This is a genomic window from uncultured Roseobacter sp. (genome assembly GCF_947499265.1).
Taxonomy (GTDB): domain Bacteria; phylum Pseudomonadota; class Alphaproteobacteria; order Rhodobacterales; family Rhodobacteraceae; genus Roseobacter.
This window is the reverse complement of the sequence record NZ_CANMNK010000009.1, coordinates 93,975-119,013: the sequence shown is the minus strand read 5'-3', so window position 1 is coordinate 119,013 and position 25,039 is coordinate 93,975. Positions and strand designations below refer to the sequence as shown.

General features: G+C 56.4%; 27 protein-coding genes and 1 pseudogene. 14 read left to right on the top strand and 14 right to left on the bottom strand.

Going from position 1 to position 25,039, the window contains the following annotated elements; genetic code table 11:
- From Q1A63_RS22195 to Q1A63_RS22185, 3 genes are read right to left on the bottom strand one after another with little or no spacing between them, the layout of a single operon-like run.
- On the bottom strand, positions 1–1,062 hold the full coding sequence (locus Q1A63_RS22195) for an SRPBCC family protein (protein ID WP_298975118.1): 1,062 nt from the start codon (positions 1,060–1,062) through the stop codon (positions 1–3).
- A gap of 24 nt (positions 1,063–1,086) precedes the next feature.
- Complete coding sequence (locus tag Q1A63_RS22190) at positions 1,087–1,608, bottom strand: SRPBCC family protein (protein ID WP_298975120.1); 522 nt, start codon at positions 1,606–1,608, stop codon at positions 1,087–1,089.
- Between the two features lie 50 nt (positions 1,609–1,658).
- Positions 1,659–1,856 (bottom strand): tautomerase family protein, encoded by a 198-nt coding sequence (locus tag Q1A63_RS22185; protein ID WP_298975121.1) that lies wholly within the window; start codon positions 1,854–1,856, stop codon positions 1,659–1,661.
- A gap of 95 nt (positions 1,857–1,951) precedes the next feature.
- Here Q1A63_RS22185 and Q1A63_RS22180 point away from each other — a divergent pair, with 95 nt between their 5' ends.
- Positions 1,952–2,524 carry a TetR/AcrR family transcriptional regulator gene (locus tag Q1A63_RS22180; RefSeq protein WP_298975124.1) on the top strand — a complete coding sequence of 191 codons (573 nt, stop codon included), beginning with the start codon at positions 1,952–1,954 and terminating at the stop codon, positions 2,522–2,524.
- A gap of 335 nt (positions 2,525–2,859) precedes the next feature.
- Here Q1A63_RS22180 and Q1A63_RS22175 read toward each other — a convergent pair.
- Both Q1A63_RS22175 and Q1A63_RS22170 read right to left on the bottom strand, forming a co-directional pair.
- Positions 2,860–2,994: pseudogene (locus Q1A63_RS22175) on the bottom strand (IS3 family transposase); the annotation flags it as partial.
- 335 nt (positions 2,995–3,329) lie between these two features.
- Positions 3,330–3,578: a ParB N-terminal domain-containing protein gene (locus Q1A63_RS22170; protein ID WP_298975126.1), complete on the bottom strand. Its 249-nt coding sequence runs from the start codon at positions 3,576–3,578 to the stop codon at positions 3,330–3,332.
- A gap of 242 nt (positions 3,579–3,820) precedes the next feature.
- Here Q1A63_RS22170 and Q1A63_RS22165 point away from each other — a divergent pair, with 242 nt between their 5' ends.
- Complete coding sequence (locus tag Q1A63_RS22165) at positions 3,821–4,699, top strand: lysophospholipid acyltransferase family protein (protein WP_298975127.1); 879 nt, start codon at positions 3,821–3,823, stop codon at positions 4,697–4,699.
- 322 nt (positions 4,700–5,021) lie between these two features.
- A complete protein-coding gene (gene gltS / locus Q1A63_RS22160; RefSeq protein WP_298975128.1) occupies positions 5,022–6,236 on the top strand; it encodes a sodium/glutamate symporter in 1,215 nt (404 codons plus the stop codon).
- A gap of 377 nt (positions 6,237–6,613) precedes the next feature.
- Here the strand turns inward: gltS and Q1A63_RS22155 are convergent, their stop codons facing one another.
- Both Q1A63_RS22155 and Q1A63_RS22150 read right to left on the bottom strand, forming a co-directional pair.
- Positions 6,614–9,340: an EAL domain-containing protein gene (locus Q1A63_RS22155; protein WP_299632494.1), complete on the bottom strand. Its 2,727-nt coding sequence runs from the start codon at positions 9,338–9,340 to the stop codon at positions 6,614–6,616.
- 17 nt (positions 9,341–9,357) lie between these two features.
- The gene (locus tag Q1A63_RS22150; RefSeq protein WP_299632493.1) at positions 9,358–10,242 is read right to left on the bottom strand and encodes a FecR domain-containing protein; all 885 of its coding nucleotides are present in this window, start codon (positions 10,240–10,242) and stop codon (positions 9,358–9,360) included.
- A gap of 663 nt (positions 10,243–10,905) precedes the next feature.
- On the opposite strand from Q1A63_RS22150, the gene Q1A63_RS22145 reads away from it, so the two are divergent.
- From Q1A63_RS22145 to Q1A63_RS22115, 7 genes are all read left to right on the top strand, one after another.
- Positions 10,906–11,142: a hypothetical protein gene (locus tag Q1A63_RS22145; protein ID WP_299632491.1), complete on the top strand. Its 237-nt coding sequence runs from the start codon at positions 10,906–10,908 to the stop codon at positions 11,140–11,142.
- Positions 11,143–11,205: 63 nt separating this feature from the next.
- Complete coding sequence (locus tag Q1A63_RS22140; RefSeq protein WP_298975135.1) at positions 11,206–11,559, top strand: hypothetical protein; 354 nt, start codon at positions 11,206–11,208, stop codon at positions 11,557–11,559.
- Between the two features lie 115 nt (positions 11,560–11,674).
- Positions 11,675–12,388 carry a hypothetical protein gene (locus Q1A63_RS22135; RefSeq protein ID WP_298975136.1) on the top strand — a complete coding sequence of 238 codons (714 nt, stop codon included), beginning with the start codon at positions 11,675–11,677 and terminating at the stop codon, positions 12,386–12,388.
- A 94-nt stretch (positions 12,389–12,482) separates the two neighbouring features.
- A complete protein-coding gene (locus Q1A63_RS22130; RefSeq protein WP_298975137.1) occupies positions 12,483–13,682 on the top strand; it encodes a DUF1611 domain-containing protein in 1,200 nt (399 codons plus the stop codon).
- On the top strand, positions 13,679–14,800 hold the full coding sequence (locus Q1A63_RS22125) for an alanine/ornithine racemase family PLP-dependent enzyme (RefSeq protein WP_299632490.1): 1,122 nt from the start codon (positions 13,679–13,681) through the stop codon (positions 14,798–14,800). The genes Q1A63_RS22130 and Q1A63_RS22125 overlap by 4 nt, the downstream gene beginning before the upstream one ends.
- A 49-nt stretch (positions 14,801–14,849) precedes the next feature.
- Positions 14,850–15,083 (top strand): hypothetical protein, encoded by a 234-nt coding sequence (locus Q1A63_RS22120; protein ID WP_298975140.1) that lies wholly within the window; start codon positions 14,850–14,852, stop codon positions 15,081–15,083.
- Positions 15,084–15,226: 143 nt separating this feature from the next.
- Complete coding sequence (locus Q1A63_RS22115; protein ID WP_298975143.1) at positions 15,227–15,508, top strand: hypothetical protein; 282 nt, start codon at positions 15,227–15,229, stop codon at positions 15,506–15,508.
- A gap of 662 nt (positions 15,509–16,170) precedes the next feature.
- On the opposite strand, the gene Q1A63_RS22110 is transcribed toward Q1A63_RS22115, so the two are convergent.
- The 4 genes from Q1A63_RS22110 to pufB form a co-directional block, all read right to left on the bottom strand.
- Positions 16,171–17,220, bottom strand: a complete 1,050-nt coding sequence (locus tag Q1A63_RS22110) for a PucR family transcriptional regulator (protein ID WP_298975145.1) — start codon at positions 17,218–17,220, stop codon at positions 16,171–16,173.
- A complete protein-coding gene (locus Q1A63_RS22105; RefSeq protein ID WP_299405104.1) occupies positions 17,217–18,677 on the bottom strand; it encodes a PucC family protein in 1,461 nt (486 codons plus the stop codon). The genes Q1A63_RS22110 and Q1A63_RS22105 overlap by 4 nt, the downstream gene beginning before the upstream one ends.
- Positions 18,678–18,777: 100 nt before the next feature.
- Positions 18,778–19,131, bottom strand: a complete 354-nt coding sequence (locus Q1A63_RS22100; RefSeq protein ID WP_299632489.1) for a light-harvesting protein — start codon at positions 19,129–19,131, stop codon at positions 18,778–18,780.
- Between the two features lie 12 nt (positions 19,132–19,143).
- A complete protein-coding gene (pufB, locus tag Q1A63_RS22095; RefSeq protein ID WP_298975149.1) occupies positions 19,144–19,299 on the bottom strand; it encodes a light-harvesting antenna LH1, beta subunit in 156 nt (51 codons plus the stop codon).
- A 477-nt stretch (positions 19,300–19,776) separates the two neighbouring features.
- On the opposite strand from pufB, the gene Q1A63_RS22090 reads away from it, so the two are divergent.
- Positions 19,777–20,709: a hypothetical protein gene (locus Q1A63_RS22090; RefSeq protein WP_299632488.1), complete on the top strand. Its 933-nt coding sequence runs from the start codon at positions 19,777–19,779 to the stop codon at positions 20,707–20,709.
- A 24-nt stretch (positions 20,710–20,733) separates the two neighbouring features.
- Here the strand turns inward: Q1A63_RS22090 and Q1A63_RS22085 are convergent, their stop codons facing one another.
- Genes Q1A63_RS22085 through Q1A63_RS22075 form a run of 3 tightly spaced genes read right to left on the bottom strand, consistent with a single transcriptional unit; the run spans position 20,734 to position 21,822 of the window.
- Complete coding sequence (locus Q1A63_RS22085) at positions 20,734–21,183, bottom strand: hypothetical protein (RefSeq protein WP_299632487.1); 450 nt, start codon at positions 21,181–21,183, stop codon at positions 20,734–20,736.
- Entirely contained in the window at positions 21,176–21,358 is a 183-nt protein-coding gene (locus Q1A63_RS22080; RefSeq protein ID WP_298975152.1) for a hypothetical protein, read from the bottom strand. Before Q1A63_RS22080 ends, Q1A63_RS22085 begins: the two co-directional genes overlap by 8 nt.
- Positions 21,355–21,822 carry a hypothetical protein gene (locus Q1A63_RS22075; RefSeq protein ID WP_299632486.1) on the bottom strand — a complete coding sequence of 156 codons (468 nt, stop codon included), beginning with the start codon at positions 21,820–21,822 and terminating at the stop codon, positions 21,355–21,357. Before Q1A63_RS22075 ends, Q1A63_RS22080 begins: the two co-directional genes overlap by 4 nt.
- 87 nt (positions 21,823–21,909) lie before the next feature.
- Here Q1A63_RS22075 and Q1A63_RS22070 point away from each other — a divergent pair, with 87 nt between their 5' ends.
- The 3 genes from Q1A63_RS22070 to Q1A63_RS22060 all read left to right on the top strand — a co-directional run bounded on the left by Q1A63_RS22070 (position 21,910) and on the right by Q1A63_RS22060 (position 24,962).
- Positions 21,910–22,584 (top strand): YafY family protein, encoded by a 675-nt coding sequence (locus tag Q1A63_RS22070; protein WP_298975154.1) that lies wholly within the window; start codon positions 21,910–21,912, stop codon positions 22,582–22,584.
- 376 nt (positions 22,585–22,960) lie between these two features.
- Complete coding sequence (locus Q1A63_RS22065; protein ID WP_298975155.1) at positions 22,961–23,398, top strand: universal stress protein; 438 nt, start codon at positions 22,961–22,963, stop codon at positions 23,396–23,398.
- A 13-nt stretch (positions 23,399–23,411) separates the two neighbouring features.
- Complete coding sequence (locus tag Q1A63_RS22060; protein ID WP_298975156.1) at positions 23,412–24,962, top strand: alanine/glycine:cation symporter family protein; 1,551 nt, start codon at positions 23,412–23,414, stop codon at positions 24,960–24,962.
- Positions 24,963–25,039 lie beyond the last annotated feature (77 nt).

Genomic DNA, 25,039 nt, shown 5'->3' with positions numbered 1-25,039 from the left:
TCACGAACGGCTTGCCAGTTCGCGGGGATGCGGCTCGCCGGTCCGGACGAAGTGCACGAACTCGTCGATGCTCATGGTCATCAACTGGCCGAACTGCGCCTTGGTCATGCCCAGAGCCATGCCCGGTGTTCCCTCGGCGATATCCATCGTGATGGTCGAGGTTACACGCGTCGTACCATCCCCAAGGTCCTCGAACTCCCACTGGCTGAGCCCGTTGGAGGCAAAGGGCGGAAGACCGGCCAGCACCTCGTAGGCAAATCGACCCGCCTCACGATTGACCTCGACCACGCGTTCTTCCACCTCGGAACCGAAGCCTGGAATGAAACACTTCCGCCCGACGCCCAGCAGACCGTCATTCGACGTGCCCGTCTCGCCGAAGAGTGTCGCCTCCGAGATCACGCTGGACCACTGGGCCACATCGCCGAAGCCATCGACCATCACGCCCCAAAGCTCAGCCACGCTGGCATCGGTCACGCGAGTCGTGCGGATGGTGATCTTGTCGGTGCCAAAGACCTCTTGCGTGACCGAACCACCATGAACGGAAACCAGCGCATCAGTGATCGTCGCTCCGCCGCCTTCGGTCACCGGCGCGATCCCCGCAAGGTCGGGATGGTTGTAGAAGACCGAAAGGCTCACGACCGAGCCTTCGCCGTCCTCCGCGTCGGGCATCACATGCAGCGCACCAAGATGGTTTTCGAGTCCCAGCGGATTGCCCTCGCTGATCGACCAGGCAAACACGCTCGGCTCGTCGAAGGCGACGATGTTCTCGGTCAGCGCCCCCTGACCGCCGGTAAAGGTAAAGGTGCGAGAGCCGTCCTGCCCCTCGACGCTCTCAAGGCTATCGAACCAACTTACCCAGTTCTCATTGTCGGCAATCGTAGCAAAGATCGTTTCGGGGGCGGCGTCGAGATGAACGCTGCGCGTTACTTGCAGCGGCGCTGTCGTGGCCGCATCGACGTCGAGCGAACCGATGGCGCGCGGTGGCATGTCCTGGGCCACGGCACCTTGCGCCAGGGCGAGCGAGATCAGTGCGGCCGAAGCCACAGTCGAAAGATGTTTCATGACTTTTCCTTTGGGGTTGGGGTGTCAGGCGGTGGCGGCGCGTGCGGCGACCGCCTTCTTGCTGCTGTCGGCCTTCAGCTTGCGCGGGTGCGGTTTTCCGGTTTCCGCATAGTGCTTCAGCTCTTCGGTTGCCTCGCGCAGAACCTTGCCGAATTGCATCTTCATCATGGGGGCCATCAGGATGTTGAAAGGGAAGGCGATGTCCGCGTTCAACTCCATTTCGACCTCGCTGACGCCGCCTTTCGGTCGCACCGTCCAGGCATTGCGCAGACCTTTCATAAAGCTAGGCATCTTGTCGCCGGTGGCCGAATAGGCCACATGGCGGCGCGCTTCGTCATAGGCTTCGATGGTCTCCGTGAAGGGTCCAAGCGAGGTTTCGCAGGTCCGCCCCGCCGCAGGTGCGCCCGCGATCTTGGGCGTGCCGGGCCGCGCGCCAGAGACATAGACGCTCGAAGCCCAGTCGCCCGCGCGGACGTAGTTCGGCCCCAAGATATCCCACACCGCATCGGGCGGGGCGTTGACGGTCAGTGTTTTCTTGATCTTCATAGTCTTGCTCCTTTGAGAAACGCGGTGGCCAGATAGGCCACCGTACAGGCTCAGGCGACCACGTTACCGCCCATCGCGTAGCCGCCCTCGGCGGTCTCTTCGATATGGACGTTGATGTATGGTTTGATGTCGCCCTTGCCGGCATCGCTGGCGACGGCGTTGAGCCCGTCGGTCAGCTTGGCGACGATCTGGGCTTTCTCGTCCTTTGACCAAGCGGCTTTCGGGACGGTGACACGGATGGTTGGCATAGTTTTCTCCTTTGGCTCACGATGGGTATGGTTTTTTGCATCGTGCGATGTATATTGCATGAGGTGATGCATAATGCAACAGTTGATGTAAAATAATGGCCAGACCCCGGAATTTCGACGAAGACGAAGCCTTGCAAAAGATGGTGCAGGTGTTCTGGCGCCACGGCTATGACGCGACCACCACGCGAATGCTGGAGGAAGCAACTGGCATCGGCGTGCGCGGCATCGCCAATGTCTTTGGCGACAAGGAGGATATCTTCCTGCGGGTGCTCGCTACCTATAGCGAGATGGCCCGCGGGGTGATCGGGCAGGTCTTCGACCCGCCACGCTTGGAAGCTGCGCAGATGATGTTTCAGGGCCTCGCGCAGCCGACGGAGAACGAGGAAGACGTGACGAACTGTGGATGCCTGATGGTCAACACGGTCTTCGAGCTGGGTCGTGCGAGCCCGAAAATTCGCGAGGCTGTCGAGGCCTACCGAACGATGTGGTTCGATGCCTTCCGCGCCGCCGCTGAAGCGGACGGCGTGAGCGATCCGCGTGGCAAAGCGGAGTTCCTTCTCGGGCTGCTTTGGGGTGCGCTCAGCCAGATCCGCCTTATGGGCTCGACCATTGCAGCGGCGCCGATGGCACAGGTGGCAGTTGAGACCATTGACGGTTGGAAGGGATAGAATCCCGCCAGTCGCTTATCACACTAACGATACCTCTCACGGTCCGACAGGTAGACAGCACCGGAAGCCGGCGAAGTGATCGATGGCAGACCGTCGCGACTGGGACTCCCATGGCTTTGTGTCCGCCCTTCACGCGAGATATGGATGTTCTTCGGCGTGATTTCTACGTTCGCGAAGCATGCAAAGCGGACCCTTACTGGAAGAAGTTGAACGGCCGTTTTGTCCGCGTTGTTCCTGTTGATGAGGCGCGCCGCGAAGGTCCTTAGTGTCAATCATCGCTTCTTTGGTCATTCTCACTCACCGGTGATCAGAATGCGGGCCTATCCGCCTGCACTCCAGCGGTAATACGTCTGTTCAGTCACACCGATCTGCCGGATAGCATCCAGACGTGGCATGCCTTGCCCTGTCAGTACCTCAACCTGCCGTAACTTCGTGACAATCTCTTCCGGCTTTGGTCGTTTGTTGGCCATGTGTTTCCTCCGTTTTCCTAAAAATAGCGGAGGACTACTTCAATTGGGGGAGGATCAACATAGTTCAAAGATTGCTCCAAGTTGACGTGCTTGTCGGCTACCCAATTGACTTAAACCTCAAGAGGTCTTTCTCGCAAATGCGGCTGTATAACCTTCATCCCAACTTAAGCATCCATGAATGACGCAGCGAACATTTAGTTCAGATTTCAACCGTTTTGACTCTTTGGAACGACCGCACTTGGGACCTGATACCGTACCGCCAAGTCGGCTTCTCAAAAACAGGCCCTTGTAATTAAGTCGCTTTCGACGCACCGGATAGGCCCACCGATCGCAGTTTAATGCAAGCGAGCTCGTACAATGTAAGCTTCGACATTCGCCTCACCAAGCGCCCTAAGAGCTTCGAGCCTGTGCAAGCCTTCTATGAGAACATAGCCATCACCATCAATCCTCACTTGGATTGGCGTAGTTTGACCTTTCTCAATCATATCTTCGGCAATCAATTCCAGCTTTTTTTCGTCAAGGGCTTTCGCGCGCTTGGACGGAACGCGAATTTTGTCAATTGAGACGTTCAGCTTTTCCAACATTGACGAACAATGGACGAGTTATGGACAATAGACCAGCACCGTTTCAAAAGCAGCAAGGGCAAAATCCCGATAGTGCCCTGAAGACTAGATTTCGCTAATGGCACCCGAACTTCGAGGCTTCATAGAAAGAAGTTCATTTCCGCCTTGAGCGCGAAGCGGACGAATCTACTTCCCAATGCTTATTATTTTGTGCTTTTCTCACCATATTCGGTTGGCATCGATGAACATCCCGTTCATATGGGATGGTGTTTCCTAAATCGCTTAAATCATTCGTGCACCACGCCCAGTACTTCCCTCTATGGTTGGCGCTGACAGCGTCGCGTTGGCGTTCATTTGATGCACGCTCCCAGGGCCTCGGGACAACTCTGGGGGTGGTCATGCGCATTTTCCCGCCAGCGAGACGCCGGTTCGACCGAGAAATCAGACGCGTTTTTCCTGATATGAAGCCTGGTTTGCGTGCAAAGCTAGGTGAGGAAATGGGCCGTCAAATGGGAAGGACACTTTTCGAGATTTATCATGACACCGAGCTTCAGACCCAGCATCACAAATTCAGAATATCTGGCCCCGGGATTGAGGCTCTCAAAGAAGCAAATGTAGCTGGTAAAGGTGGAATCGTCGTTTCGGGGCACTTCGGGCAGTGGGAAGCGATCCGAGCCGCGATCAAATTGCATGGATTGGAAAGCGGCGCCATTTACCGTCCAAACAAAAACCGACATTACGAACGCAGGATATTCACTGCCATTCAAGCCGGGGGTAAACCGATTTTGGCGACCGGCCAAGTTGGAACACGGGCTCTCGTCCGCCACCTAAGACAGGGCGGCATTATCTCCATCCTACTTGATGAGAAGTATTCTGAAGGTGTGCGGATACCGTTTCTTGGTCACGATGCTCTCACGTCTCTTTCGGCAGCCCAAATGGCCCTGAAATACGACCTGCCAATGATACCGGCCTTTGGCATTCGTATCGAGGATGGGAATGCGTTTAACGTAATCTTCGAAGCTCCGGTTCCGCCCACAGATCCAGTCACCATGACACACGCCTTTAACGACAGTTTGTCTTCACGGATAATGGCCAATCCGGAACAGTGGTACTGGCTGTTGAAGCGCTGGGACAATGTTTGACACCGACACGGCGAACGACCGGTTCCAAACTGGCCCTATTTGACAACCTTCATTGACCGCATTCGAGAACATCGCGCTGCACTGCCGCGACCTAATTCGAAAGGTTGTTGCCGCGCTAAGGCCGATCTTGCTGTATGAGCATCAGGCGGCTTAGTCCGCGACTTGCTTCCTGGGGCGTCCGGAGCCAATGTCAGCTTTGGGCTGCCTAGCGGTAAATCCGTCACTAGGTCGGATACCGCTCGTCCCCCATTGCACTCAGTATCGACCTCTGCGACCTTGATTGGAGAAACTGCTCGATAGAAACACTCAAGGCAGCACCCACATGGCAGATCAAGCCGCCACGATCATTGTCCCTGCCTTTATTGCAGCAACGCTGGGTTTCATCGTCTTCTTCCTCGGAGCACTTCTTACGCGGCGGGTTTCTTTCCTGAAGAACTACAACATACCAGAACCGGTTTCAGGAGGCATCGCTGTCGCCTTTCTGACGTGGATCTGGTTTTCCCTCACGGGGCGCGAGATCGTGTTTGAAATGGACGTTCGGGACTATCTACTGGTTTTGTTTTTTGCCACCATCGGCTTGAACGCACGAATTGCCGATTTGCTCAGAGGCGGAAGACTCCTTTTTATTTTACTCGTTCTGACCGTTGGCTTCATGCTTCTCCAAAATCTTGTTGGGTTGCTGGGAGTGACCTTTTTCGGCCTGCCCAATGCTGTATCGGTGCTTCTTGGATCCGCGTCACTCATCGGCGGGCACGGAACTGCCATTGCCTGGGGACCACAGATTGGAGAAATGACCGGATTCAATGCGGCCGCTGAAGTGGGTATTGCGACCGCCACGCTCGGTCTCGTTCTAGCCGCATTGATTGGGGGTCCGATTGCCAAATGGCTCATCGACCGCCACCACCTCTCAGGCGAGACAGATCAGACACCAGTGGTTGGCCTGAGCTATGACAATGATACCGGAGAAAGCGTGAACCACGTCAGTCTGATGCGTGCGACACTGGCGGCGCATATTGCCATTCTGCTGGGCTGGGTCGCACATCAGTTTATCGGCGAGATGGGCCTGAAGCTGCCGCTCTTTGTTCCTTGCCTTCTGATGGGAATCCTGATGTCGAACACGATCCCGTACGTCCTCAGTTCATTGACTTGGCCTGCGGGAAGCAAGGCGTTGGCTGTCCTGTCCGACTATGCGCTGTCGGTGTTCCTGGCGATGTCGTTGATGAGCATGAAGCTTTGGACACTCGCGGAACTGGGTGGGCCACTCATCGCTGTTCTGCTGATGCAGGTGGTTATGACGGTGGCCTTTATCCTATTTGTGGTGTTCCGTGTGATCGGGCGCGGATACCTTGCCGCTGTCCTCAGTGCAGGCTTCGCGGGATTTGCGCTTGGGGCGACGCCTACAGCCATCGCAAACATGTCCTCAGTTACAAAACGGTACGGGGCAGCGCCATTGGCTTTCATTGTGTTGCCGCTGGTATCCGCGTTTTTCGTGGACCTCGCCAACGCCTTCGCAATCCGCTTTTTTGTCGGACTGTAAACACTCTGCCGCGAATGGCACTGCTTTCTAGTGTGGAATTGAAGGTCGGCTTTGGGCTGCCACCCGTCAACTGACCGAAACCGTCGGAAGTCTGCTGTGAGCCCAACCCGTTATTTCGTTTTTTTGCTGTGGGTGCACTTCGCCGGGAGAGTTGCTGTGGTGATCCAAGAGTTGCCGCAGTTCAGCAGCGGGACAACTGGTCATTGGTGCGGCCTGCAGCAGACTTGGCACTGGCGCTTCACAAGAAGCAGGCAAAATCAGGCTTGTTTCCAATCGCTGTTTGCTGCTGCATGGCTTGTAATATGCGGCAGGCTGATCGCTGCGGCAAAGCGCTTCTGCCAAAGCAGCGCGTCAGTGCATCCCCTATCGGCTAGCCCCTAACTGTTGGCCTTGCCGCGCCGGTTCGATGTCGCGCAGTCGGTCGCATATGCTTGAAAGTCGGAAAACGGCATCGGCTTGCCAAAGAGGTATCCTTGAGCCTCGGCAACTTCTCTGGTTTGGAGGAATTTCAGGTGCTCGTCGGTTTCCACGCCTTCGCACAGCAGAGTCATGCCAAGACCACGACACAGATCTCCGACCGCAGTCAGTATCGGCTCTGCGGCTGGGTCGGTGCCGAGGCCAAGCATGAAGGATTTGTCGACCTTCAGTTTTTCGATTGGAAGCTGCGACAGGTACCCCAGCGACGAATAGCCCGTTCCGAAATCATCCAAGGCCCAGCAGACACCTCGAAACTGGATATCGCGCATCATTTCCACCAGTTCCCCTGTCCCATCGAACAAAACCGTCTCTGTAAGTTCAAGACAGAGGCGCGTGGCGGGGAATTGGGTCTCTTGCAACAGCCTGTTGATGTCGCTGACGATGTTCTCCGAAGTCATCTGAACGCCTGAGACATTTACGGCAACGCTCATGTGAGGGGGCAAGCGCATCGTGTCACGCACCGCCTTGTCCAGAACCCACGCCCCCAATTCGTTGATGAAACCCGTTGATTCCGCGATTTCGATGAATTCGTCAGGGTAGACCTGTCCAAGCGTATCGGATTTCCAGCGCAAGAGAGCTTCGGAGCCTATGAGCTTGAGGTCATCAACGCGATGCTGTGGCTGATACCAGACCTCGAACTCTTCGCGGTCCAAAGCGCGACCCATCGCACGCTCTATCGCCCGGGACCGGAACTGCTTCTTTGACATCGCGGGGTTGTAAGGATGAGGGGCATCGTTTCCGGCCAGCTTGGCAGCATCCAATGCCTCCTCGGCCTGGGACAGCGCATCCGAAGCCGAAACATCGGTGCCGGGATCAATGATGGAATAACCAAGTTTCAGGCCGACGCGGGCGTTGGAGTCTTCAAGCTCGTAAGGCTTGCCGATGATCTCGCAAAGGCGATGCGCCAGGTCTTGCGCGTCGGTGTCATCCACCGCGAACTCGGTGAAGCATGCGAACGTGTCTCCGCCAAGGCGTGCAGCAGCAGAGATGTTCAACTCTGCTTCTTCCAAACGCTTGACGACATGTCGCAGAAGAGCGTCCCCGACATCCCGGCCCAAAACGACGTTCACGGTTTTGAAGCGGCTCAAATTGAATACAAAGATCGCGAAACACTCGCCTGCCTCTGCACGGAGCTTGATGAAATCGAGAAAAACGCTGCGCCGGAGGGCGCCCGTGAGTGCGTCGTAGCTGGAAAGATAGGCGATATCGCGTTCTTGCTGCTTGATCTTTGTGACGTCGCGCATCGACAGCGTGGCAATCTGAACCGTCTGCTCTTTGTTTTGATCGAAGGTCACGGTCTCCGACGGCGTGACCGTATACTCCAGGTGCAGGGCGGTGCCGTTGCCGAGGGACTCGTAGGTGCGCATTGCCCCATCGCCGCCTGCCCGCATCGCCGTCATAGCTTCGGTTTTTAGCCGCGCAGGAAGCATCAGGTCTTGTGTGTCGGAATAATCGAACAGACGCGCTGCGGAATCGCTGTGCATCCGCACTCTGCCCGTTTCATCGAGGATGGCGATGGCATCGAAGCTGTCCTCGAAAACCTGCCGCAAAAGAGCTGAGGTGTTGGCGACCTCCTGCCGTTGCCTGGCTATGATTGTTCTGTTGATCTTCAACCGCCAGAGGAGCGACCAACTGCAAAAGACAAGCAGGCCTGGGTACAGAGGTGCTGTGGGAACCACGATGGCATGCTGCGCGAAGACCCCGAAAGCTGCAACCTCGCTCGCAACGAGGGCCAGCCCAGCGGCGGTGATCAAAGCCGTCGGCTTTCGGAACGCCCGCATCTGGAACAAAAGCAACAGCACAAGCAAGCCCAGCAAAATCCAACCTGTCGCAAGGGTCGCTGGGACGATACCACCCGCCAGGGTCTCGGCTGCCAAGACATGCACAAGTGGTCCTGGGATAATTCCGTGGACAGGAACCGCAAAGAGATCGCCCAACTCAATAGCGGAAGCCCCTACGACGATTGAACGCCCAGCGATCATATCCGCTTCAAACCTGCCTTCAGCGACGTCGACCGCAGACAAAACCGGTACGCTGTCCGGTCGAATGGCGTAGTTGATCGGAAAGCTGCCGGATCGCTCCGAAAACGTGCCGGTGATCAAAGCAGCGGCTGATGGGATATACTCTTCCGCGATTACCGCGCCGTACGGATAGAAGCGGATTGCCCCCTGCGTATCGCCGAAAACGTTGACCAGTGCGGGCCAGCTTCGCTGCGCAAAATCCTCCATGGGCCAATTGATGATTTCCTCGCTGCTGTTCGTGCGGCTAAGCTGTTGAAAGACAGGCAAATAGGCGCTCCCCGATCTGTCCAGAGCTGCTGCAAAGGCCGCATCACCAGCCGGATCGGCAGGGAATGCAAAGTCGATGTCAAAAAAGACATCAATAGCGCCTGCTCTGGACAGGTTTTCGAGGATGTCGGCATGTACCTGACGAGACCAGGGCCAGGTGCCCACAGCGCGGATGGAGTCTGCGTCAATCGCCACAAACACAAAATCGCCGGACGCGCTGCGGTCGAGTAGACCTGACCTGATGTCTTCCACGCGGTCATTCAGCCCACGTAAAAAGCCGCCGCGATCAGCCAGGAGGATCGCGGCGACAATCAAATGTACGACAAGCAAATGCCGCATGACATGGGAGGAGGGTGTCAGTTTCCGCCTCCATTGCCGTTTCCATTCCCGTTGTTGCCGTTGCCGTTCCCGCCGCCGTTACCGTTCCCGCCACCGTTGCCGTTTCCATTCCCATTGTTGCCGTTGCCATTCCCGCCACCGTTGCCATTCCCGCCACCGTTGCCGTTCCCGCCACCGTTGCCATTCCCGCCACCGTTACCATTCCCGCCACCGTTGCCGTTCCCGCCGCCGTTGCCGTTACCAACGCCGTTGTTGCCGGTATTGGCAGGTCCTGTCGCGCCCCCATTGTTCTGACTGTTCGACGCGGGAACTTCTCGCAAATCGGTGCTGAAGGTATTCGGTGCACCAGGAACTTGACTGGTCACTTCTGCAGCAGCGACGCTCAGAGATTGACCATCGGAGACGGCCTCACGACCCGCTTCGACATCAACGCTGCGTTCATCGCTGCGGACCTCGACAACGCCCTTGTCGACCCGAACGGATGCGCTTTGCTCGTCCGTGGTAACCTCCAAAACCGTCCCCTTAATGACGGCGGCCAGGTGCGGTGTGACAACGCTGGTGCGTTTGCGCTGCTTGGTAACCACAGACAAAAAGACAGATCCACGCTGGTGAGTGACCTGCGTGGTTTGACCCGTCGGCTGAGAAACGGAGACCGCCGCGAGTGTATTCGCACGGTAAATGATCCGCTCAACTCCGCGACCGAGGATCGCGCGGCTGCGCGGGCCAGTTCGGATCCAGGTCCCGCTGGACAGGGTCGTCCCGTCCTTTGCACGGCTCCAGGTCTTCCCATCGACTGAAATGCGAACGTTCCCATCCGCGCGCTGGAGTTCCCACCCTTCAGCGGCAGCTTGGACAGCAGCACTGATCAGAAAAACAAACGTGACAAGTATGCGCAAAGACATGGTTTACCTCTTCAAAAAGTGCTGAAGAAATGCCGTGAAGAAGTAAAAGAACTTAAAACCAGGTCGTGATTTGTAGGAAATTGGTTAATGGTTCTTTTCCGTTTTGCCGTATCGAGCAAGACCTGCAGACGAAACGTATCGTATTCCGGTGCTGAAGCGAGCTCTTTGGTCAACTCCACGCTCTATATGGCGGAATGGGTAAACTCGGCTGCGATACAGCGAACGATGTACCGCGTTCGCAAGTATTTGCTGCGTCAGCGATAGTGAGAAATTGAATGACTGCAGAGTCCGCTTAGCGATCATCGTTGCACGCTGCGGCTAAGGTCTCGATTGAGCCCATCTTGTAGATTTTCTGGAATGCAGCGAAGGTCGGCATCTGGGTAGCATACCAAAAAAAGTGACGTAACTGGCGAGGGTTTTGCCGATACAAAAGGTGAAGGCTTTCTAACTCTCATTACTTTCAAGGGTATTGGCGGACTTAGAAACAGAGCCAGGTCAGATAACATTGTAATTGCGACGCCAAGAGACTACATAGAGGGTCCAAGAGATGTGGTTTTCTGAGGTCTAGGCCCATCGCTCTGCCAGAGCGGACTACAATCTTCCACCATTAAAATTCAGCTGTCACGTCCTCTGAAAGGGATCTGATGTTTGAGAAGTTTGCCGATGTTGTCGCGCACGACCACATCACTTGTGACATTTGCCCATCCGTTTGTGGTGGCCGGTTCTCCCGATGACTCGCCGCCAGGCAGTTGTGAGTTCTTTGAGGGAGATGAATTTACGCAAAGTCACAGCATGGTGGCGGAGCGAAAGACCTTAACGCATCTGCCGATCCGTCGGGTCACCGGCGGATGCCGATTGCGCTTTAACGATCACCGCGACTTAGAAATGGCCCTGACGTAAATCAGAGCTGGACAAAAACAAACAAAACAGTGAGGCGGCGCTTTCTCCGTCAAGGGATATGAAATGACTTTTCCAGAATGGACGAAACCAGGTATTTACGGTGCTTTAACCGGTGCGATTGCGGTCTCTATCCTCGGCTTTACCTGGGGTGGCTGGACAACCAGCGGCAATGCTCAGGACATGGCGCAGAAACTTGCAGGCGAAGAAGTGACACTGGCGATGGTGCCAGTCTGCCTGGATATGTCAGCGACTGACCCGGAAAGCGCAGAAAAACTGGTCGTCCTTCGGGAGGCCTCTGGGTTCAACCGCCGCAAGGCTATGATGGATACGGGCTGGGCGACGCCACCGGGCTCCGACACGCCAAACCGGGAGCTCGCAGCGGCTTGTCTCGCGGGGCTTGAGCTGGATGGATCATAGGTCCGACCTAATGCTGCGACCGCCGCAGGCAGCTTGCGGGACACGTATGTCGACAGCCGTTCAAACCATTTTGGCTTTATTTGTCGTCTCAATCTTCGCTTTGCTTCTCTTTGCGATGCCTGCATTGGCCCAATCCACCGGGCAGCCGATGCCCGAGAACGCCAGCGCAAAAAGCTACGGGGATGGGTGGCAATGCAATAAGGGGTATAGACTGAATGGCGATGCCTGTGCGGCAGTGATTGTGCCGGAAAATGCTTATGAGACCAACCACACATATGGTCTAGGTTGGGAGTGTTTCCACGGCTTTAGCAGGAGCCATGAAGATGCCTGTGTTGAAGTGATTGTCCCCGAGGGCGGGTTTCTGGACCCATCGGGTGAACGCTGGCACTGCCTGCGCGGATTTTTCAAACTCGACGACACCTGCCAAGAGATTGTCCTTCCCGCAAACTCCTATCTGGCAGATACATCTTATGGGCCCAAATGGCTTTGCGAACGTGGGTTTCGGGCCGATGGAGACGCATGTAGCGCCATTGCGGTTCCGCCTAACGCCTACCTGAATACATCTAGCTACGGCCAACCCTGGACATGTGAGCGGGGCTTTTTCGAACTGGATGGTCTGTGCGTGGCCGTGGTGGTTCCCGAGCATGCCTACTTCGATGATGCGGCGTACGGCCAGGGGTGGAAGTGCGAACGAGGATATGCCGCGTCTGGCGAGGGGTGCAAAACCATAGAGGTTCCCGCGAACGCTCATCTCGACCGATCCGGAAACCGTTGGGGATGCAACAAGAACTTCCGCAAATCAAAAGGCTTGTGTGTGCTCGACGACTGAGCGCGCACCGCGCAGGACCACGACTACTCCGGCTTCAAATCTCGGCACCGATGGCAGTGATGCCATTTGTGCCAGTCATCCAAAGGACCCAAACATGGAACCCGACCTTAAGACCATCGATAGCATCCAGCGGAATGACAGTGGCGCGCAAGTGTCTCCATCAGTTCAAAACGATAGCACCCAATCCAAGACCGTAACCCAGCCGATCATTCCCCCAAGCGCCATCATCTATTGCGAGGGCAACTTCGCCAAAATTGATGGCAAGACGGCAAACGGCCTCGTGCGTCATTCAGAAGCCTACCGGATCCAATCTGTCATTGACAGCAACCACGGTGGGCAGGACAGCGGGTTGGTTCTTGACGATGCGATGAACAACATACCGGTCTTCAATGATCTGAATGCGGCTCTCGTCCATGAGGCGCTGATCCCCGATACGCTCATCTACGGGATGGCACCCTCGACTGGGAAAATCTCACCATCTGATCGGAGCGTCATTCTGGATGCCATAGCACTTGGTTTGAACATCGTCAGTGGTTTGCATGAATATTTGAGCGACGACCCTGAAATCGCTACCGCCGCTTCCCAACGGGATGTCACCATTCGCGACATACGAAAACCCAAGCCAAGCAAAGACATGCGACTGTTTGATGGCAGCGTAGCAGGGGTGGAAGCTCTGCGTATTGCGGTTCTCGGGACCGATTGCGCCATTGGCAAGCGGACGACAGCGACAGTGCTGGCACGTGCGCTGAACGCAAAAGGGATCAAGACTGTGCTTGTCGGCACGGGCCAGACGGGTTTGATGCAGGGCGCAAAATACGGTGTGGCAATGGACGCGGTGCCGCCGCAGTTCTGCTGTGGCGAGCTTGAGGGTGCGATTGTTGCCGCCTCGGACGGTGAACGGCCTGACGTGATCCTGATCGAGGGTCAGGGCGCGCTAAGCCACCCGGCATTTTGCACCTCCGCTTTTATATTGCGGGGCAGCCAACCCGATGCGGTCATCCTTCAGCACGCGCCCAAACGCGCGCATCGCTGCGATTTTCCGAATATGCCGATGCCCACCCCTGCGCGTGAGATTGCTCTTATCGAAGCGTTTGCCGATACGAAGGTTATCGGCGTCACACTCAATCATGAAGGGATGTCCGAAGCCGAAATTACGGACGCTATTGCAGCACAATCTCAAAAACTTGGATTGCCTGTGACCGATGCGTTAAGCCGACCGGCAGCGCATTTGCTCGCCATGCTCGTTGCCGCGTATCCGGACCTGCAGGAAAAAACGCCTGTGGCTGCGGTATGAGCACTCCTCGCATAGAAGTGGATCTGAGCAAGATACGCCACAACACTCAGACAGTTGTCGGACGGCTGAGGACGCGTGGCATCAGTGTCACTGGCGTGACCAAAGCAGTGTGTGGACATCCTGCCGTCGCTCAGGCCATGCTGGACGGTGGCGCTCTGGGTCTTGCAGATGCGCGTCTCAGTAACGTGCAGAGGTTGCGCGCAGCTGGTCTAACAAACCCCATTACTTTGATCCGAACACCCCTGCTGAGCCAAGCCAACGAGGTCGTCCAACTCTGCGAGGCAAGCTACAACACAGAGCCAGTTGTGATCGCAGCCTTGGCCGCTGCTGCGATCCGGGAAAACACGACCCATGGCATTATCCTGATGGTCGAGATGGGCGATCTGCGTGAAGGGATACTGCGAGAGAACCTGGCCACAATTGCACGGCACGTCATGAATATGCCCGGTGTTGCGTTGAAAGGTATCGGGTCGAACTTTGCCTGCCTCAGTGGAATGGCCCCCAATGCAAGCAAGATGGCAGCTCTCTGCGATCTGGCGACGGAAACCGAAGGAGCATGTGGCCCTTTCCTCAAAACGGTATCTGGTGGCGGTTCCGCTAGTTTGCCCTGGGCGCTCGGCGGGCAATCGACTGGGCGGATCAACGATCTGAGGCTGGGGGAAGCCATACTTCTAGGCGTTAATCCGGTTACAGGAGATCAGATAGGCGGCCTCTATAAGGATGCATTCACACTGGTCGCTGAAGTTATTGAGACCGATACAAAGCCGGTATTTACACCTACCAACTGTGTCGATCCGGTTTTGGTAAGACTTCGCCTTGTCCCGAACAGTGGTTACACCACACGTCTGCTCCTCGCAATTGGGCATCAGGACACGGATGTTTCGGGGCTTTCGATGCCTTCCGGACACTCATTTGTCGGCGCAACTAGCGATCATCTTGTCATTTGCACGAACCGCTCATCGCTACCGGTCGGAACCGAGATGAGATTTCAGATAAACTATAGCGCGTTGATGCAGGCCATGGCCGCACCCGACGTGGAAACAAAGCTGCTCTCGAACCGGTCCCCAAAGCGGTCGCGAAAGATCCAAGGTGCAATCAAAGACCTGACGTTGGTTTGAAGCGCCTCGCTCAAAAATGTGAATATGAAGTCCCTAAGGAGATTGACCATTGCCCAAGCCGACAAAAACTAGCCTGTTTAAAGCACTTGATCCCCAGCCGGAAACGGCGATGGACAAGACAACGCGTGTCGTCAGGGAAATAATCGACGAAGAAGCACAGCAACGACAAGTTAAGATCGCCCGGCTTCGCACTGCTAGGCTCGAGAGGGAAGCGAACACCCCTACCGACGCCGCCTCTGCAACGAAGAAAAAAAACGCATCCAAAGCCGTCAAAAAGGGATGATACCAACACTGATTCCCTGTTTTCTGTTTGCCACCAAACCTGGCAATTCATGATCTGGTTATGCGAGAAGCAGACAAATACGTTTCCGCCTCATGTCTCTCCCAACCTTCGCAACCGTTCCCACTCTTTCCGAGGAAGTATCTATGACAGATTCAGACAAGAGCGCAGTAAAGGTTCACTACATCTGCCAGACATATGTTGAGAAGGCAGTAGGGCGCGATGGTCAAGTAACCCTGAAAATTGACAAGCAATTTGAGCATTCGACAGCATCGGAAGCGCAAAACAGAGCGGAAAGAGAAGTCCGATCCGAAAAGTGCGCGGGTGTCGATGCCTACACAGTCAGCGAAGACCCGAACAGCGGCGAAGTCGGATCACCAAGTTTCCTTGTAAGGCTTGGCAATGTTCCAGAATTTGATGAATTCTGAGGCCTTTTAACTGGACTAGTCTCGACCCATAACACCGCACCTCGAACGCAACACAGCGTCGCCCTAAACACGCCTCTTTGCTAGCAGTCGAAAAGACTTCTTCGATAAGGTATCGTCTACATAGTTGGACCTTTTCACTGTAAAAGCGCTCATTGGAGCAGACACAGCGAAAGGCAGCTTTTGTCCGCATTGCTGCCAACAGGCACCGCGAACCAACGTCCGCTTCGGGCCGGGAGCAGTAATTTGATCAGTTTGTTGCAAACAGTACCTTTGAACCACTTCTGAGTACCTAATTGTCGTCGCGAGTCCGGTCATCGCAGATCTCTGGTGGTACTTTATGTGGTACCATTTCTATAGTGTAAAATAATTATATTTAAATACAACACATTAAAAACTTAATAAGACGGACTGTCTCTCCGCCACTGGCCTGTTTCAAGAACAGCTTCGGGCCGCGTTTGAGTGCCATGTATTGCGGTTTTGAATGGCGGTGGGGTCCGCATTAGTCTCAGAAATGCAGGCCGTAAGCGATACAAGCTGTCCGGAAAAGCAAATCAAACGGACAGGTTTTGCCAGAATCTAGAAGGGCTACATGAAGCGACCGGGCGCATATTTGGGTGGCCCGATCTTCAGGTGAAGCAGAAATCGTTCGTTATTCCAGCGCGTTAGCGTTTGATCAACGTTGGCAGGCCAAAGAACTTCGAGAACGAGAAGCCCTTATTTGCATTTCGCGGTGCATCGTCGCCATGTTTGATCACCAAGGGCAGCAGGACATCGGCCATCCGCGCATGACGTGGGAACATTGACCCGGTGAAGGGCTTACGGCGGCTGATCAGCGAAATCGGGAAACTAGCCATCCTTGCGTGACGCTTGAAGATGGATTTGTCGAAGGGCTTGCGACCGCTCAGCAGTGAGATCGGGAAATTGGCCATCCGTGGCCCCCCCGGGATTAGGGAGTTTGTGCCGGTCTTGCCATTGATGAGATGCGGGAACGGCCAGTTTGCCATCCGCTGATGGCGCGGGATCAGCGACCCTGTGTAGGGCTTTCTGCGGCTGATCAAGGGGATCGGGAAATTCGCCATCCGGGCATGACGCGGGAATATCGAGCCGGTAAACGGCTCACGGCGGCTGATCAGCGGGATCGGAAAATTGGCCATCCGTGCGTGGGGTTGGATCGCGGACCCCGTGTAAGGTTTTCGGCGGCTGATCAGCGGGATCGGGAAGTCGGCCATCCGTGCATGGGGCGAGAACAGCATTTCCGCAAATGGCTTGCGTCGGCTGATCAGCGGGATCGGCCAGTCCGCCATGTGGAAGTTCGTGGCATAGGGATCCCTGGGCCGGGTGAACATCAGCGGATGGTCTTGCAGGATGCTGAGCGACGGTTTCAGTGCGTCCTTGACATAGACCTCTTCGACCAGATCACCCAGATCAACGGCCCCCATCGCCGCCGTGACGTTCCGCGCGGTCTGGGCCACGCTAAGCGGTTTGAAACCCGCGCGCACCATCAGCACGGCGCCGCCTTTTGCCAGACGCTTTTGATAGGCCTCCGCCGTCTCCGCCGCGACATCGGCGGCAACAAGAGCATCCGCCGCGCCTTTCGCATCGTCGTAAAGGCGCAGGATTTTCTGATTGAACCGTCTCCGATATACGAGTTCCTGTCTGACCAGACGGGCTTGTTCTACGCTGTCGAAATACCGCGTGATTACCTGTGTCATGATACCTCCACCGGGTTTGTGTTTGCGTTCGAAAGCTCAGGACCAGGTGCGCGCGTCTCCGGCTGAAGTCTTTGTCTCTTGGTGTTTTTGAGAAATGGCATTGCGACGACAACCGCCATGATCAAGAACACGATCTCGATTGTGAATACGACATTGTAGGGCGTTTGCGCAGCACTTCCAGCCGCGCCTTGCAGACCGACGATCAAATCCCGCACGATCCCCGCCAGCGCGATACCGATGCCCGCCGCCGTGGCCTGCACAGCGCCCCAGGCCCCCAACGCCAGACCGATCCGCTCTTTGGGTGCCGCCCTGATGGTCGCCGTCAGCGTCGCGTGACCGAAAAGACCCGCGCCGAGCCCGGTGGCAAAAACGCCTGCCAGGAAGACGGCCACGCCGATGCCCATCGATGAAACAATGATGCCGGCAAACCCCGGCACGCCGATGCAGGCCCCGATCACGGCAAACCGTGCGGGCGCCCCGCCTTGGGCCAGCCCGCGCGAGGCCACGGCAAACCCCAATAGCGTGCCTGCCGCAAAAAGCGCCGTCAGTTTGGTGGTGCTGGCCACGGACAGACCAAGCGCCTGACCGCCGTAGGGCTCCAGCAGCACGTCCGCCATGCCGAAACCGAAGGTCCCCAGCCCGATCACGATCAGCAGCCGCAGCATGCCGTCAGCTTGCATCAGCAATCGCCAGGCCTCGGAAAATTGCATGGGACGGGCGGCTTTCATGGCGCGGGCGCGGTCCCGGTCGCGCGCCTCCTGCTGCCACATGGCAAAGAGGTTCAACGCGGCTGTCACCACCGCTGCGCCCTGAATGACCTGTATCAGCCGTCCGGGCGTGTAGTTTTCAAGCAAAGCGCCAAACACCAATGCACTGACCACCATGCCGACCAGCAACATGACATACATCAGGCCAACCACCTTGGGCTGGTCTTCTTCGGCAACAAGATCTGTTGCCAGTGCGAGCCCTACGGTTTGCACGATGTGAACGCCAGCGCCCACGAGCAAAAAGGAAAGGGCCGCGGAGCTATACCCGACCCAGCGCGGGGCATCCACCGCCTCGCCATAGCCAGAGAGCACCAGCAACGCGAAGGGCATAATGGCAAAACCACCGAATTGATAAAGCGTGCCCTTCCAGATGTAGGGCACCCGGCGCAGTCCCAGTGCTGAGACATGCACATCCGATTTGAAACCGATCAGGGTCCGAAAGGGTGCGAAAACGAGGGGAAGCGCCAGCATCAATGCCACCAGCGAGGCAGGCACTGCCAATTCAACGATCATCACCCGGTTGAGCGTGCCCACCAAAAGCACCAGCGCCATGCCCACGGTGACCTGAAACAGCGACAGCCGCAGCAATCGGCTCAGCGGCACCTCCGCAGTGGCCACATCCGCAAACGGCAGGTATTTGGGGCCGATGGCCGCCAGTTTGCGCGTGGCGAAAGATCGATAGTCAAACATGTCTTTGATCAATTCCCGAACATGCCGCAAACCGCAGCACATAGGTTCTCGTCAGAGAAAATGATTGGGCCCGCTGGCAATGCGCCACGGGCCCGATCTTCTATTGGGTTATGACCGAATGCGATCCCGACGCACCTGCCGTGGCATGTACCTCCGGCGGTTGTAAGATCGCCTTTACCGGTGTGCCGTCCGACAGGATGATCGTCACCTCGCCCGCGTGCTCACCTGATGGTACGACATAGGTGGCCTTGGCCGTGTCCGTCTCATTCAGCATCGCCGCGGCGGCTGTTTGATCCCCAGATCCCAGCTCCTGGCCTGACAGGAAGTCAGACACCCAGGATGTATTGGTCAAAACAGCCACATGGACTGCGAAGGATCCGATGGCGACAGCGCTTAGAAAAAGCGGAACACCGACGGTTGGCTTAACGACAAGCCACATCTTTGCATTGTTCATGATGTGCCTCCTTTATCCGAGCCAGGGGGTCGCAAACGCAACCAGAATGTGAGCAAGCAGCGCAATCGCGCCAAAGACGCGCGTGCCATCGATAAGATAGCTGTGCACTTCCTCCGCTTCCTCAAGCGTCAGGCCTGTTGGCCAGACTTTGTCTTCACTTTCCGCCATTTTCCGTCCTCCGTTAATTGACGTAAGAAGCCGCACCCGGGATATTTTTGCCGTCCGGGACACCTTACTTGAAAGAACGCACACTGTATTAATCAATGTGTCACGGATAGATTACAATCACAACTGTAAATTTGACTAGACAGCTTAATGTGATCTGATCGCTGGTCGAGAGGATGATCTCTAGCGACGCATCGTCTGAGAAGAGAGATGTGCAAGCCCCTGGGCCGACCGTGCCTGAAAGGCGACTGCGCGGACCCTGAGTGGATGCAGGGCTTTGGACGCAAATCGCTTTCACGCGCGCCCGAGGGGTTTGGCTTGAAGCAGCCAAACCCCTAAACCGCTTGGCCGAAAGCCCGTCATGGCATAACCTTTGGTTGTTTAGCTGCATTTGAAAAATACCAAATTGAAGATTCCAGAAGTTATTTTTAATATAATTCAATGCGCTACGAGAGAATTTTGAGTTGATTGGAGCGCGCCATGACCGAAAAAACCATGGAAAAGAAGCCCCCTGAGGCAGCAAGTGAAGACAGCAAAACCGCCCAAGCGGTGCCGCCACAAAGCGAGTCCAACGCAGAAACGATGCTGTCACTTCCCAATATGCTCGGCCTTGAGGCCCCGCAGAGCCATGAACCCATTCTGTCCGGACACCCCGATGCACAGACCAAGGCGCGGCTGCTCTATAACTACTGCATCGCTTCAGAACGAAAGGTCACGGAGAGCGTCCATATTCTCTATACGATCGCGGAGCATTACGCCGGCGATAACCCCAATGAGCTGGACAGCCCGGAGGTGATCAACGGCATCCCGCGTTTTTTCAACTCCCTGACGGCCCGCGAAAAATCGGAGTTTTGCTATAATCAGGTGACCGAAGCCCTGTCGCGCGAAGCGCTGCCCGTCACGGTCAACTCGCTGCTGGCGACGCGGCGCACCGACCCCAATGATCGCACCAGTTCTGCCGCGGGTCGCTTTGTGCAACGCGTGACGCGTTATGTGAGCTACACGCTGCTCATCCTGCTGCTGCTGTTTGCGGTCTATTCGCTTTGGAATTCGCTGGTCCCGCAGGAATGGCAGGTCGGCAAAGACACCGATTTCATCCAATGGGCGTCCTGGATTGCCTTTGGCTGCGTCGGCGCACTGGTCCATCTGCTGAACCACGCGCTGACGGCCACCCGCATGAAAACCTTCGAGCTGAGCGAGGAACGCAAGGTCTGGCCGCGTTTGTTGCTCGGTGGCATGTTTGGTTTCGTTGTGCCCTGGATCTTGATGACAAGCTCGGCGCTGGACCTCGAAGCGGGTCTCGCGGTGGGATCGGTCGCGGCCTTCTTCGGCGGCTATTCGGTGCGGTTTTCAATTGCGCTATTGGAACGCCTCCTGCAGGCCCTGCTGCCCGAAACCAAACCGAACGGATAGCCACGCTCGGCGAATTTTCGTCGCCTAAGCCTGTTTCCAATCACCCTGCTTGTTCCACCAGCGATGCGGGTTGTCCTCGTCATCGAGCCCCTTGCATTGGCTGCGCAGCACATCCGTGACGGTGATGACCGGCTCGTAATAGCTGTGCACCTCGTAAATCGCCTCGATCACCGATCTCAGCTGGTCCTGATCGCGGGGCAGGAAAAAGCGCATCTCATCCACGTCCGGTCGACGACGTATGTCATCTTCGGCGCCTGTCGGCGTTCCTTCACGCGGGCGGTAATACTCAACACCGCTCAGGGCACGGTAGCCATTTTGGTCGGTCTTGCCCTGCACCAACGGGGCAACCTGCGTCACCGCTTCGAAAATCCGGTCCACGTCTTCTTGTGGCGCCTGAAACGCGACCATCCACATGGGCAGCATTGCAATCGGGGGCGTGTCGAAAACGCCTGATGTGATGGAAGTCTCAGTCATATTTCACCCCGGTTTCGAGCAGTTCAAAGCCAGTGATCTCAAACTCATAAAGCGCGCTGTTGTCCGGCTTCATCGTGCGCGCCATCAATCGACCATCCGCCGCATGATACACCGCATGCGTCGTGTGCAGCGCGCGGTAGCATGTGTCGCCGTTGGGGTAGTAGTATTTGATCATTGGTCTTCTCCTTGGGAAATCTGGTCCGGCAACCCCCGGCCATTGTTCCACCACCGATTTGGATTTGTGTTATTCGGATCGTAGGCCGCGCGGCTGGCCCAGTCTTCGCGCAGGTAGATGACAGGCTGCTCATAGTGGTGGAGATCGAGGATCACATCCATGACGCGCTCCAGCGCATCGAGGTCGCGCGCGATTGAAATCTTGAGCTCAACCATTGGGTAGGTCTCGGTGGCACCGGCACTGTAGCCCGATTTATGCGTTGTGGTCGTGGACTGCGCCATCGGCTGCGTCGTCTCCGCGCCAACCGCTGAAACGGAGGCATTGCGTTCATAGCGCCCATAGGCCAGCGGGTGCACGTGCATGATCGCGTCCAGCAGGCGGTCGGTCTCTTTTGGCAGGGTCTGGATTTCCAGGGTGAAGACCGGGTCGAAGCGGCCTGAGCGCGCTGAATAATCTGATAGCATTGGGCCGTCCTGTACTGCGGAGCTTGCCCCTGTCTAACAATTCACTGCTGACATGTATGTGTCAGCAGTGTTGTGCTACCCAAGTGTATGACCCGTTCAACCCGTTTCTTTGAAATCATCCAGATGCTGCGCCGGGCCACCGCGCCGATGACCGCTGCGCAAATGGCTGAAACGCTGGAAGTAACCAAACGCACGATCTACCGCGACATCGCTTCGCTTCAGGCCAGCGGCCTGCCGATCGATGGCGAGGCGGGTGTCGGGTACATCCTGCGGGCGGGATATGATCTGCCGCCAATCATGCTGGATGAAGAGGAGCGCGAGGCCATTGTTGTCGGCCTTGCCCTTTTGGGCCGGACAGGTGATCAGGCGCTGGAAAAAGCCGCGGTGCGCGCCAGCGCAAAGATCGCCGATGCCGCTGCAGCGACGCCGGGATTGCCGGAAACCTTTCGTGTGTCCGAATGGAATCAGATCCCGGCGGGGGCGCTGTCACCTGCGGACGCGCGCCGATACATCCGCGAAGAAACCGAACTGCAGATCACCTATCGCGACGAAGCAGGCCGGTGCACCAACCGCTGCATCCACCCCATTGCGCTGATCTACTACATTGATGTGGTGGTCTTGGTGGCATGGTGCGTGCTGCGCGACGGTTTGCGTCATTTCAGATTGGATCGCATTCAAGCCGTCAAACCCACTTCCGGTGCGTTTCATATGTCCGGGGAAGCCCTGCGACGAATTTGGCAGTCCGAAGACCTCAGCCCGTAAAAAAATCACGGGCTTTCGGCTGATCTTTGCAACGGTTTGCCACCACCGATCTTGCGGGTCTCCGCATCCGCGCTTTGCTGAAAACATCAAGGCCTCGCACCTTGATTGATACAAAAATGACATAAAGGGGCAATCGTTTGCGCATTTTTGCAAATTGTTCAGGAAGTCATTTGTCCTGCAAAAGAGGCAAAAAAAGAGCATTCATCCGTAAAAATACGAATTACGGGCGCAAAATCTAGTCAGTTTAACTAAAATACCCGGAACGCTGACCGGTGAAGTACCGCGCCCAAGCTCAACTTTGGGTTTGCTGAAAAACACGCATGCGTTGAAGTTGATCCACACGATGGACTCGTAAAATAAAATAAAGGGACAGAAAATGACCACGAAACTGGTGATTGGCTTGGACGGGCAAGGGTCAGGCGACCGCGCTCTGACGTATGCCAAGGATCTGGCAGAGAGGATTGGAGATTGTGAACTTTTGGTTGCTTATGTGATCGAATGGTCGCCCTACTCCTTCCAGACTGCAGAAGAAAACGCGCAACGTCACAAGCGCCGCGAAGAGGAAATCTCGATGGCAAAGGAGCGTATTGTCGATCCTGCCGTCGCCTCTCTGCAAAGCGCTGGGATGACCGCGTCGGGGATTGTGCGTCATGGAGACGTTGCCCACACGCTCAACAGCATCTGCGAAAAGGAAGGCGGGCATCAGATCATCGTGTGCCGGTCGTCTGAGGGCGGCTTTGCACAGCGTATTTTCGGCAGTTCGACCGCAAATCTTGTCATGAGCGCAACTGTGCCGGTCACGGTCATTGGATGAAAAGGACATGAAAATGAAATTTATTAACAGAGCACTGCTCGCCGCTGCGGCGACCGGCGCGGCCCTGCCGGCTTACGCACAAGAGGCCATGAGCCTGGATGAAAAAGTCAACACGGCTTTTGCAAATTTCACCGGGCCCTTTGTCAGCCTGATCTTTGCCCCCCTGCCCGGCACCAGTTTTCCGTGGATCGTTTTGTGGCTGGTTGTGGCCGCGTCGATCTTCACCATCTACTTTTCTTTTGTGCAGCTGCGCTACTTTGGACACGCGGTTTCGCTGGTGAAAGGCGACTATTCCGACCCTGACGATGCGGGCGAAGTCAGCCACTTTCAGGCGCTTGCAACAGCGCTCTCCGGCACCGTCGGCCTGGGGAACATCGCGGGCGTTGCCGTGGCCGTGGGCATTGGCGGTCCGGGGGCGACATTCTGGATGATCCTCGCCGGTCTTCTGGGCATGGCCTCCAAATTCACCGAATGTACGCTGGGCGTGAAATACCGCAACGAATACCCGGACGGTACCGTTTCGGGTGGCCCGATGTACTATATTTCCAAAGGGTTCAAGGAACGTGGCATCCCGGGGGGCGGCGCGCTGGCCATCCTGTTTTCGGTGTTTTGCATCCTCGGCGCACTTGGCGGCGGGAACATGTTCCAGGCGAACCAGGCGCATGCGCAGATTTCGGGCATCGTTGGGGATTATCCGGGCTGGATCACCGGCCTTATCTTCGCAGGCGTGGTGTTTGCCGTCATCGTCGGTGGCATTAAGTCGATCGCAAACGTGACGGAAAAAGTCGTTCCTTTTATGGGCATTCTTTACGTCGGTGCGGCGCTGATCATCCTGGTGGTGAACTATGACAAGATCGGCTGGGCCTTCGGTCAGATTTTCGCGGGCGCCTTTACCGGGCTCGGCGTTGCAGGTGGCTTTGTCGGTGCGCTGATCCAGGGGTTCAAGCGCGCGGCCTTCTCAAACGAAGCCGGGGTTGGTTCGGCAGCGATCGCACACTCCGCCGTGCGGACAAAAGAACCCATCACCGAGGGGTTCGTGTCACTGCTGGAGCCGCTGATCGATACCGTCGTCATCTGCACGATGACAGCCTTGGTGATCACAATCTCCGGTCAGCTGATCTTGGACGCTGAAACCGGCAACTACGTATTGAACGAAGCGGGTTCGGCCATTGCAACAGTGGATGGCAACAGCGGTGTGGCCCTGACATCGGCGGCATTTGCCTCCGGGATCAGCTGGTTCCCCTATGTTCTGGCCATTGCGGTTGTGCTCTTTGCCTTCTCCACCATGATCTCCTGGTCGTACTATGGGTTGAAAAGCTGGACCTATATCTTCGGTGAGGGCAAGACCTCCGAGCTGACCTTCAAGATCATTTTCTGCATCTTTATCGTCATCGGCGCCGCAGCCAGCCTTGGCCCGGTGATTGATTTCTCGGATGCGGCGATCTTTGCCATGGCGGTGGTCAACATCACGGCGCTTTACTTCCTGATGTCGATTGTCCGTGAGGAACTGCGGTCCTATTCGGAGCGTCTCGCCTCCGGAGAGATCAAGAAGTTCGCACACTAAAGCAAACAATCCCAAGGCGGCGACTTGCTGCCTTGGGAAACCTCAATTTAGATACGGCGATCCGTTTGCGCCGGTTG

Coding starts and splice junctions, on each gene's coding strand:
- gltS (WP_298975128.1), top strand. CDS start 5,022: ATGGCAGATCAAGCCGCCACGATCATTGTCCCTGCCTTTATTGCAGCA.
- Q1A63_RS22185 (WP_298975121.1), bottom strand. CDS start 1,856: ATGCCAACCATCCGTGTCACCGTCCCGAAAGCCGCTTGGTCAAAGGAC.
- Q1A63_RS22165 (WP_298975127.1), top strand. CDS start 3,821: ATGGTGTTTCCTAAATCGCTTAAATCATTCGTGCACCACGCCCAGTAC.
- Q1A63_RS22180 (WP_298975124.1), top strand. CDS start 1,952: ATGGCCAGACCCCGGAATTTCGACGAAGACGAAGCCTTGCAAAAGATG.
- Q1A63_RS22135 (WP_298975136.1), top strand. CDS start 11,675: ATGCCTGCATTGGCCCAATCCACCGGGCAGCCGATGCCCGAGAACGCC.
- Q1A63_RS22085 (WP_299632487.1), bottom strand. CDS start 21,183: ATGACTGAGACTTCCATCACATCAGGCGTTTTCGACACGCCCCCGATT.
- Q1A63_RS22080 (WP_298975152.1), bottom strand. CDS start 21,358: ATGATCAAATACTACTACCCCAACGGCGACACATGCTACCGCGCGCTG.
- Q1A63_RS22090 (WP_299632488.1), top strand. CDS start 19,777: ATGACCGAAAAAACCATGGAAAAGAAGCCCCCTGAGGCAGCAAGTGAA.
- Q1A63_RS22115 (WP_298975143.1), top strand. CDS start 15,227: ATGACAGATTCAGACAAGAGCGCAGTAAAGGTTCACTACATCTGCCAG.
- Q1A63_RS22070 (WP_298975154.1), top strand. CDS start 21,910: ATGACCCGTTCAACCCGTTTCTTTGAAATCATCCAGATGCTGCGCCGG.
- Q1A63_RS22150 (WP_299632493.1), bottom strand. CDS start 10,242: ATGTCTTTGCGCATACTTGTCACGTTTGTTTTTCTGATCAGTGCTGCT.
- Q1A63_RS22190 (WP_298975120.1), bottom strand. CDS start 1,608: ATGAAGATCAAGAAAACACTGACCGTCAACGCCCCGCCCGATGCGGTG.
- Q1A63_RS22075 (WP_299632486.1), bottom strand. CDS start 21,822: ATGCTATCAGATTATTCAGCGCGCTCAGGCCGCTTCGACCCGGTCTTC.
- Q1A63_RS22105 (WP_299405104.1), bottom strand. CDS start 18,677: ATGTTTGACTATCGATCTTTCGCCACGCGCAAACTGGCGGCCATCGGC.
- Q1A63_RS22065 (WP_298975155.1), top strand. CDS start 22,961: ATGACCACGAAACTGGTGATTGGCTTGGACGGGCAAGGGTCAGGCGAC.
- Q1A63_RS22100 (WP_299632489.1), bottom strand. CDS start 19,131: ATGAACAATGCAAAGATGTGGCTTGTCGTTAAGCCAACCGTCGGTGTT.
- Q1A63_RS22130 (WP_298975137.1), top strand. CDS start 12,483: ATGGAACCCGACCTTAAGACCATCGATAGCATCCAGCGGAATGACAGT.
- Q1A63_RS22145 (WP_299632491.1), top strand. CDS start 10,906: ATGTTGTCGCGCACGACCACATCACTTGTGACATTTGCCCATCCGTTT.
- Q1A63_RS22140 (WP_298975135.1), top strand. CDS start 11,206: ATGACTTTTCCAGAATGGACGAAACCAGGTATTTACGGTGCTTTAACC.
- Q1A63_RS22195 (WP_298975118.1), bottom strand. CDS start 1,062: ATGAAACATCTTTCGACTGTGGCTTCGGCCGCACTGATCTCGCTCGCC.
- Q1A63_RS22155 (WP_299632494.1), bottom strand. CDS start 9,340: ATGCGGCATTTGCTTGTCGTACATTTGATTGTCGCCGCGATCCTCCTG.
- Q1A63_RS22170 (WP_298975126.1), bottom strand. CDS start 3,578: ATGTTGGAAAAGCTGAACGTCTCAATTGACAAAATTCGCGTTCCGTCC.
- Q1A63_RS22110 (WP_298975145.1), bottom strand. CDS start 17,220: ATGACACAGGTAATCACGCGGTATTTCGACAGCGTAGAACAAGCCCGT.
- Q1A63_RS22060 (WP_298975156.1), top strand. CDS start 23,412: ATGAAATTTATTAACAGAGCACTGCTCGCCGCTGCGGCGACCGGCGCG.
- Q1A63_RS22125 (WP_299632490.1), top strand. CDS start 13,679: ATGAGCACTCCTCGCATAGAAGTGGATCTGAGCAAGATACGCCACAAC.
- pufB (WP_298975149.1), bottom strand. CDS start 19,299: ATGGCGGAAAGTGAAGACAAAGTCTGGCCAACAGGCCTGACGCTTGAG.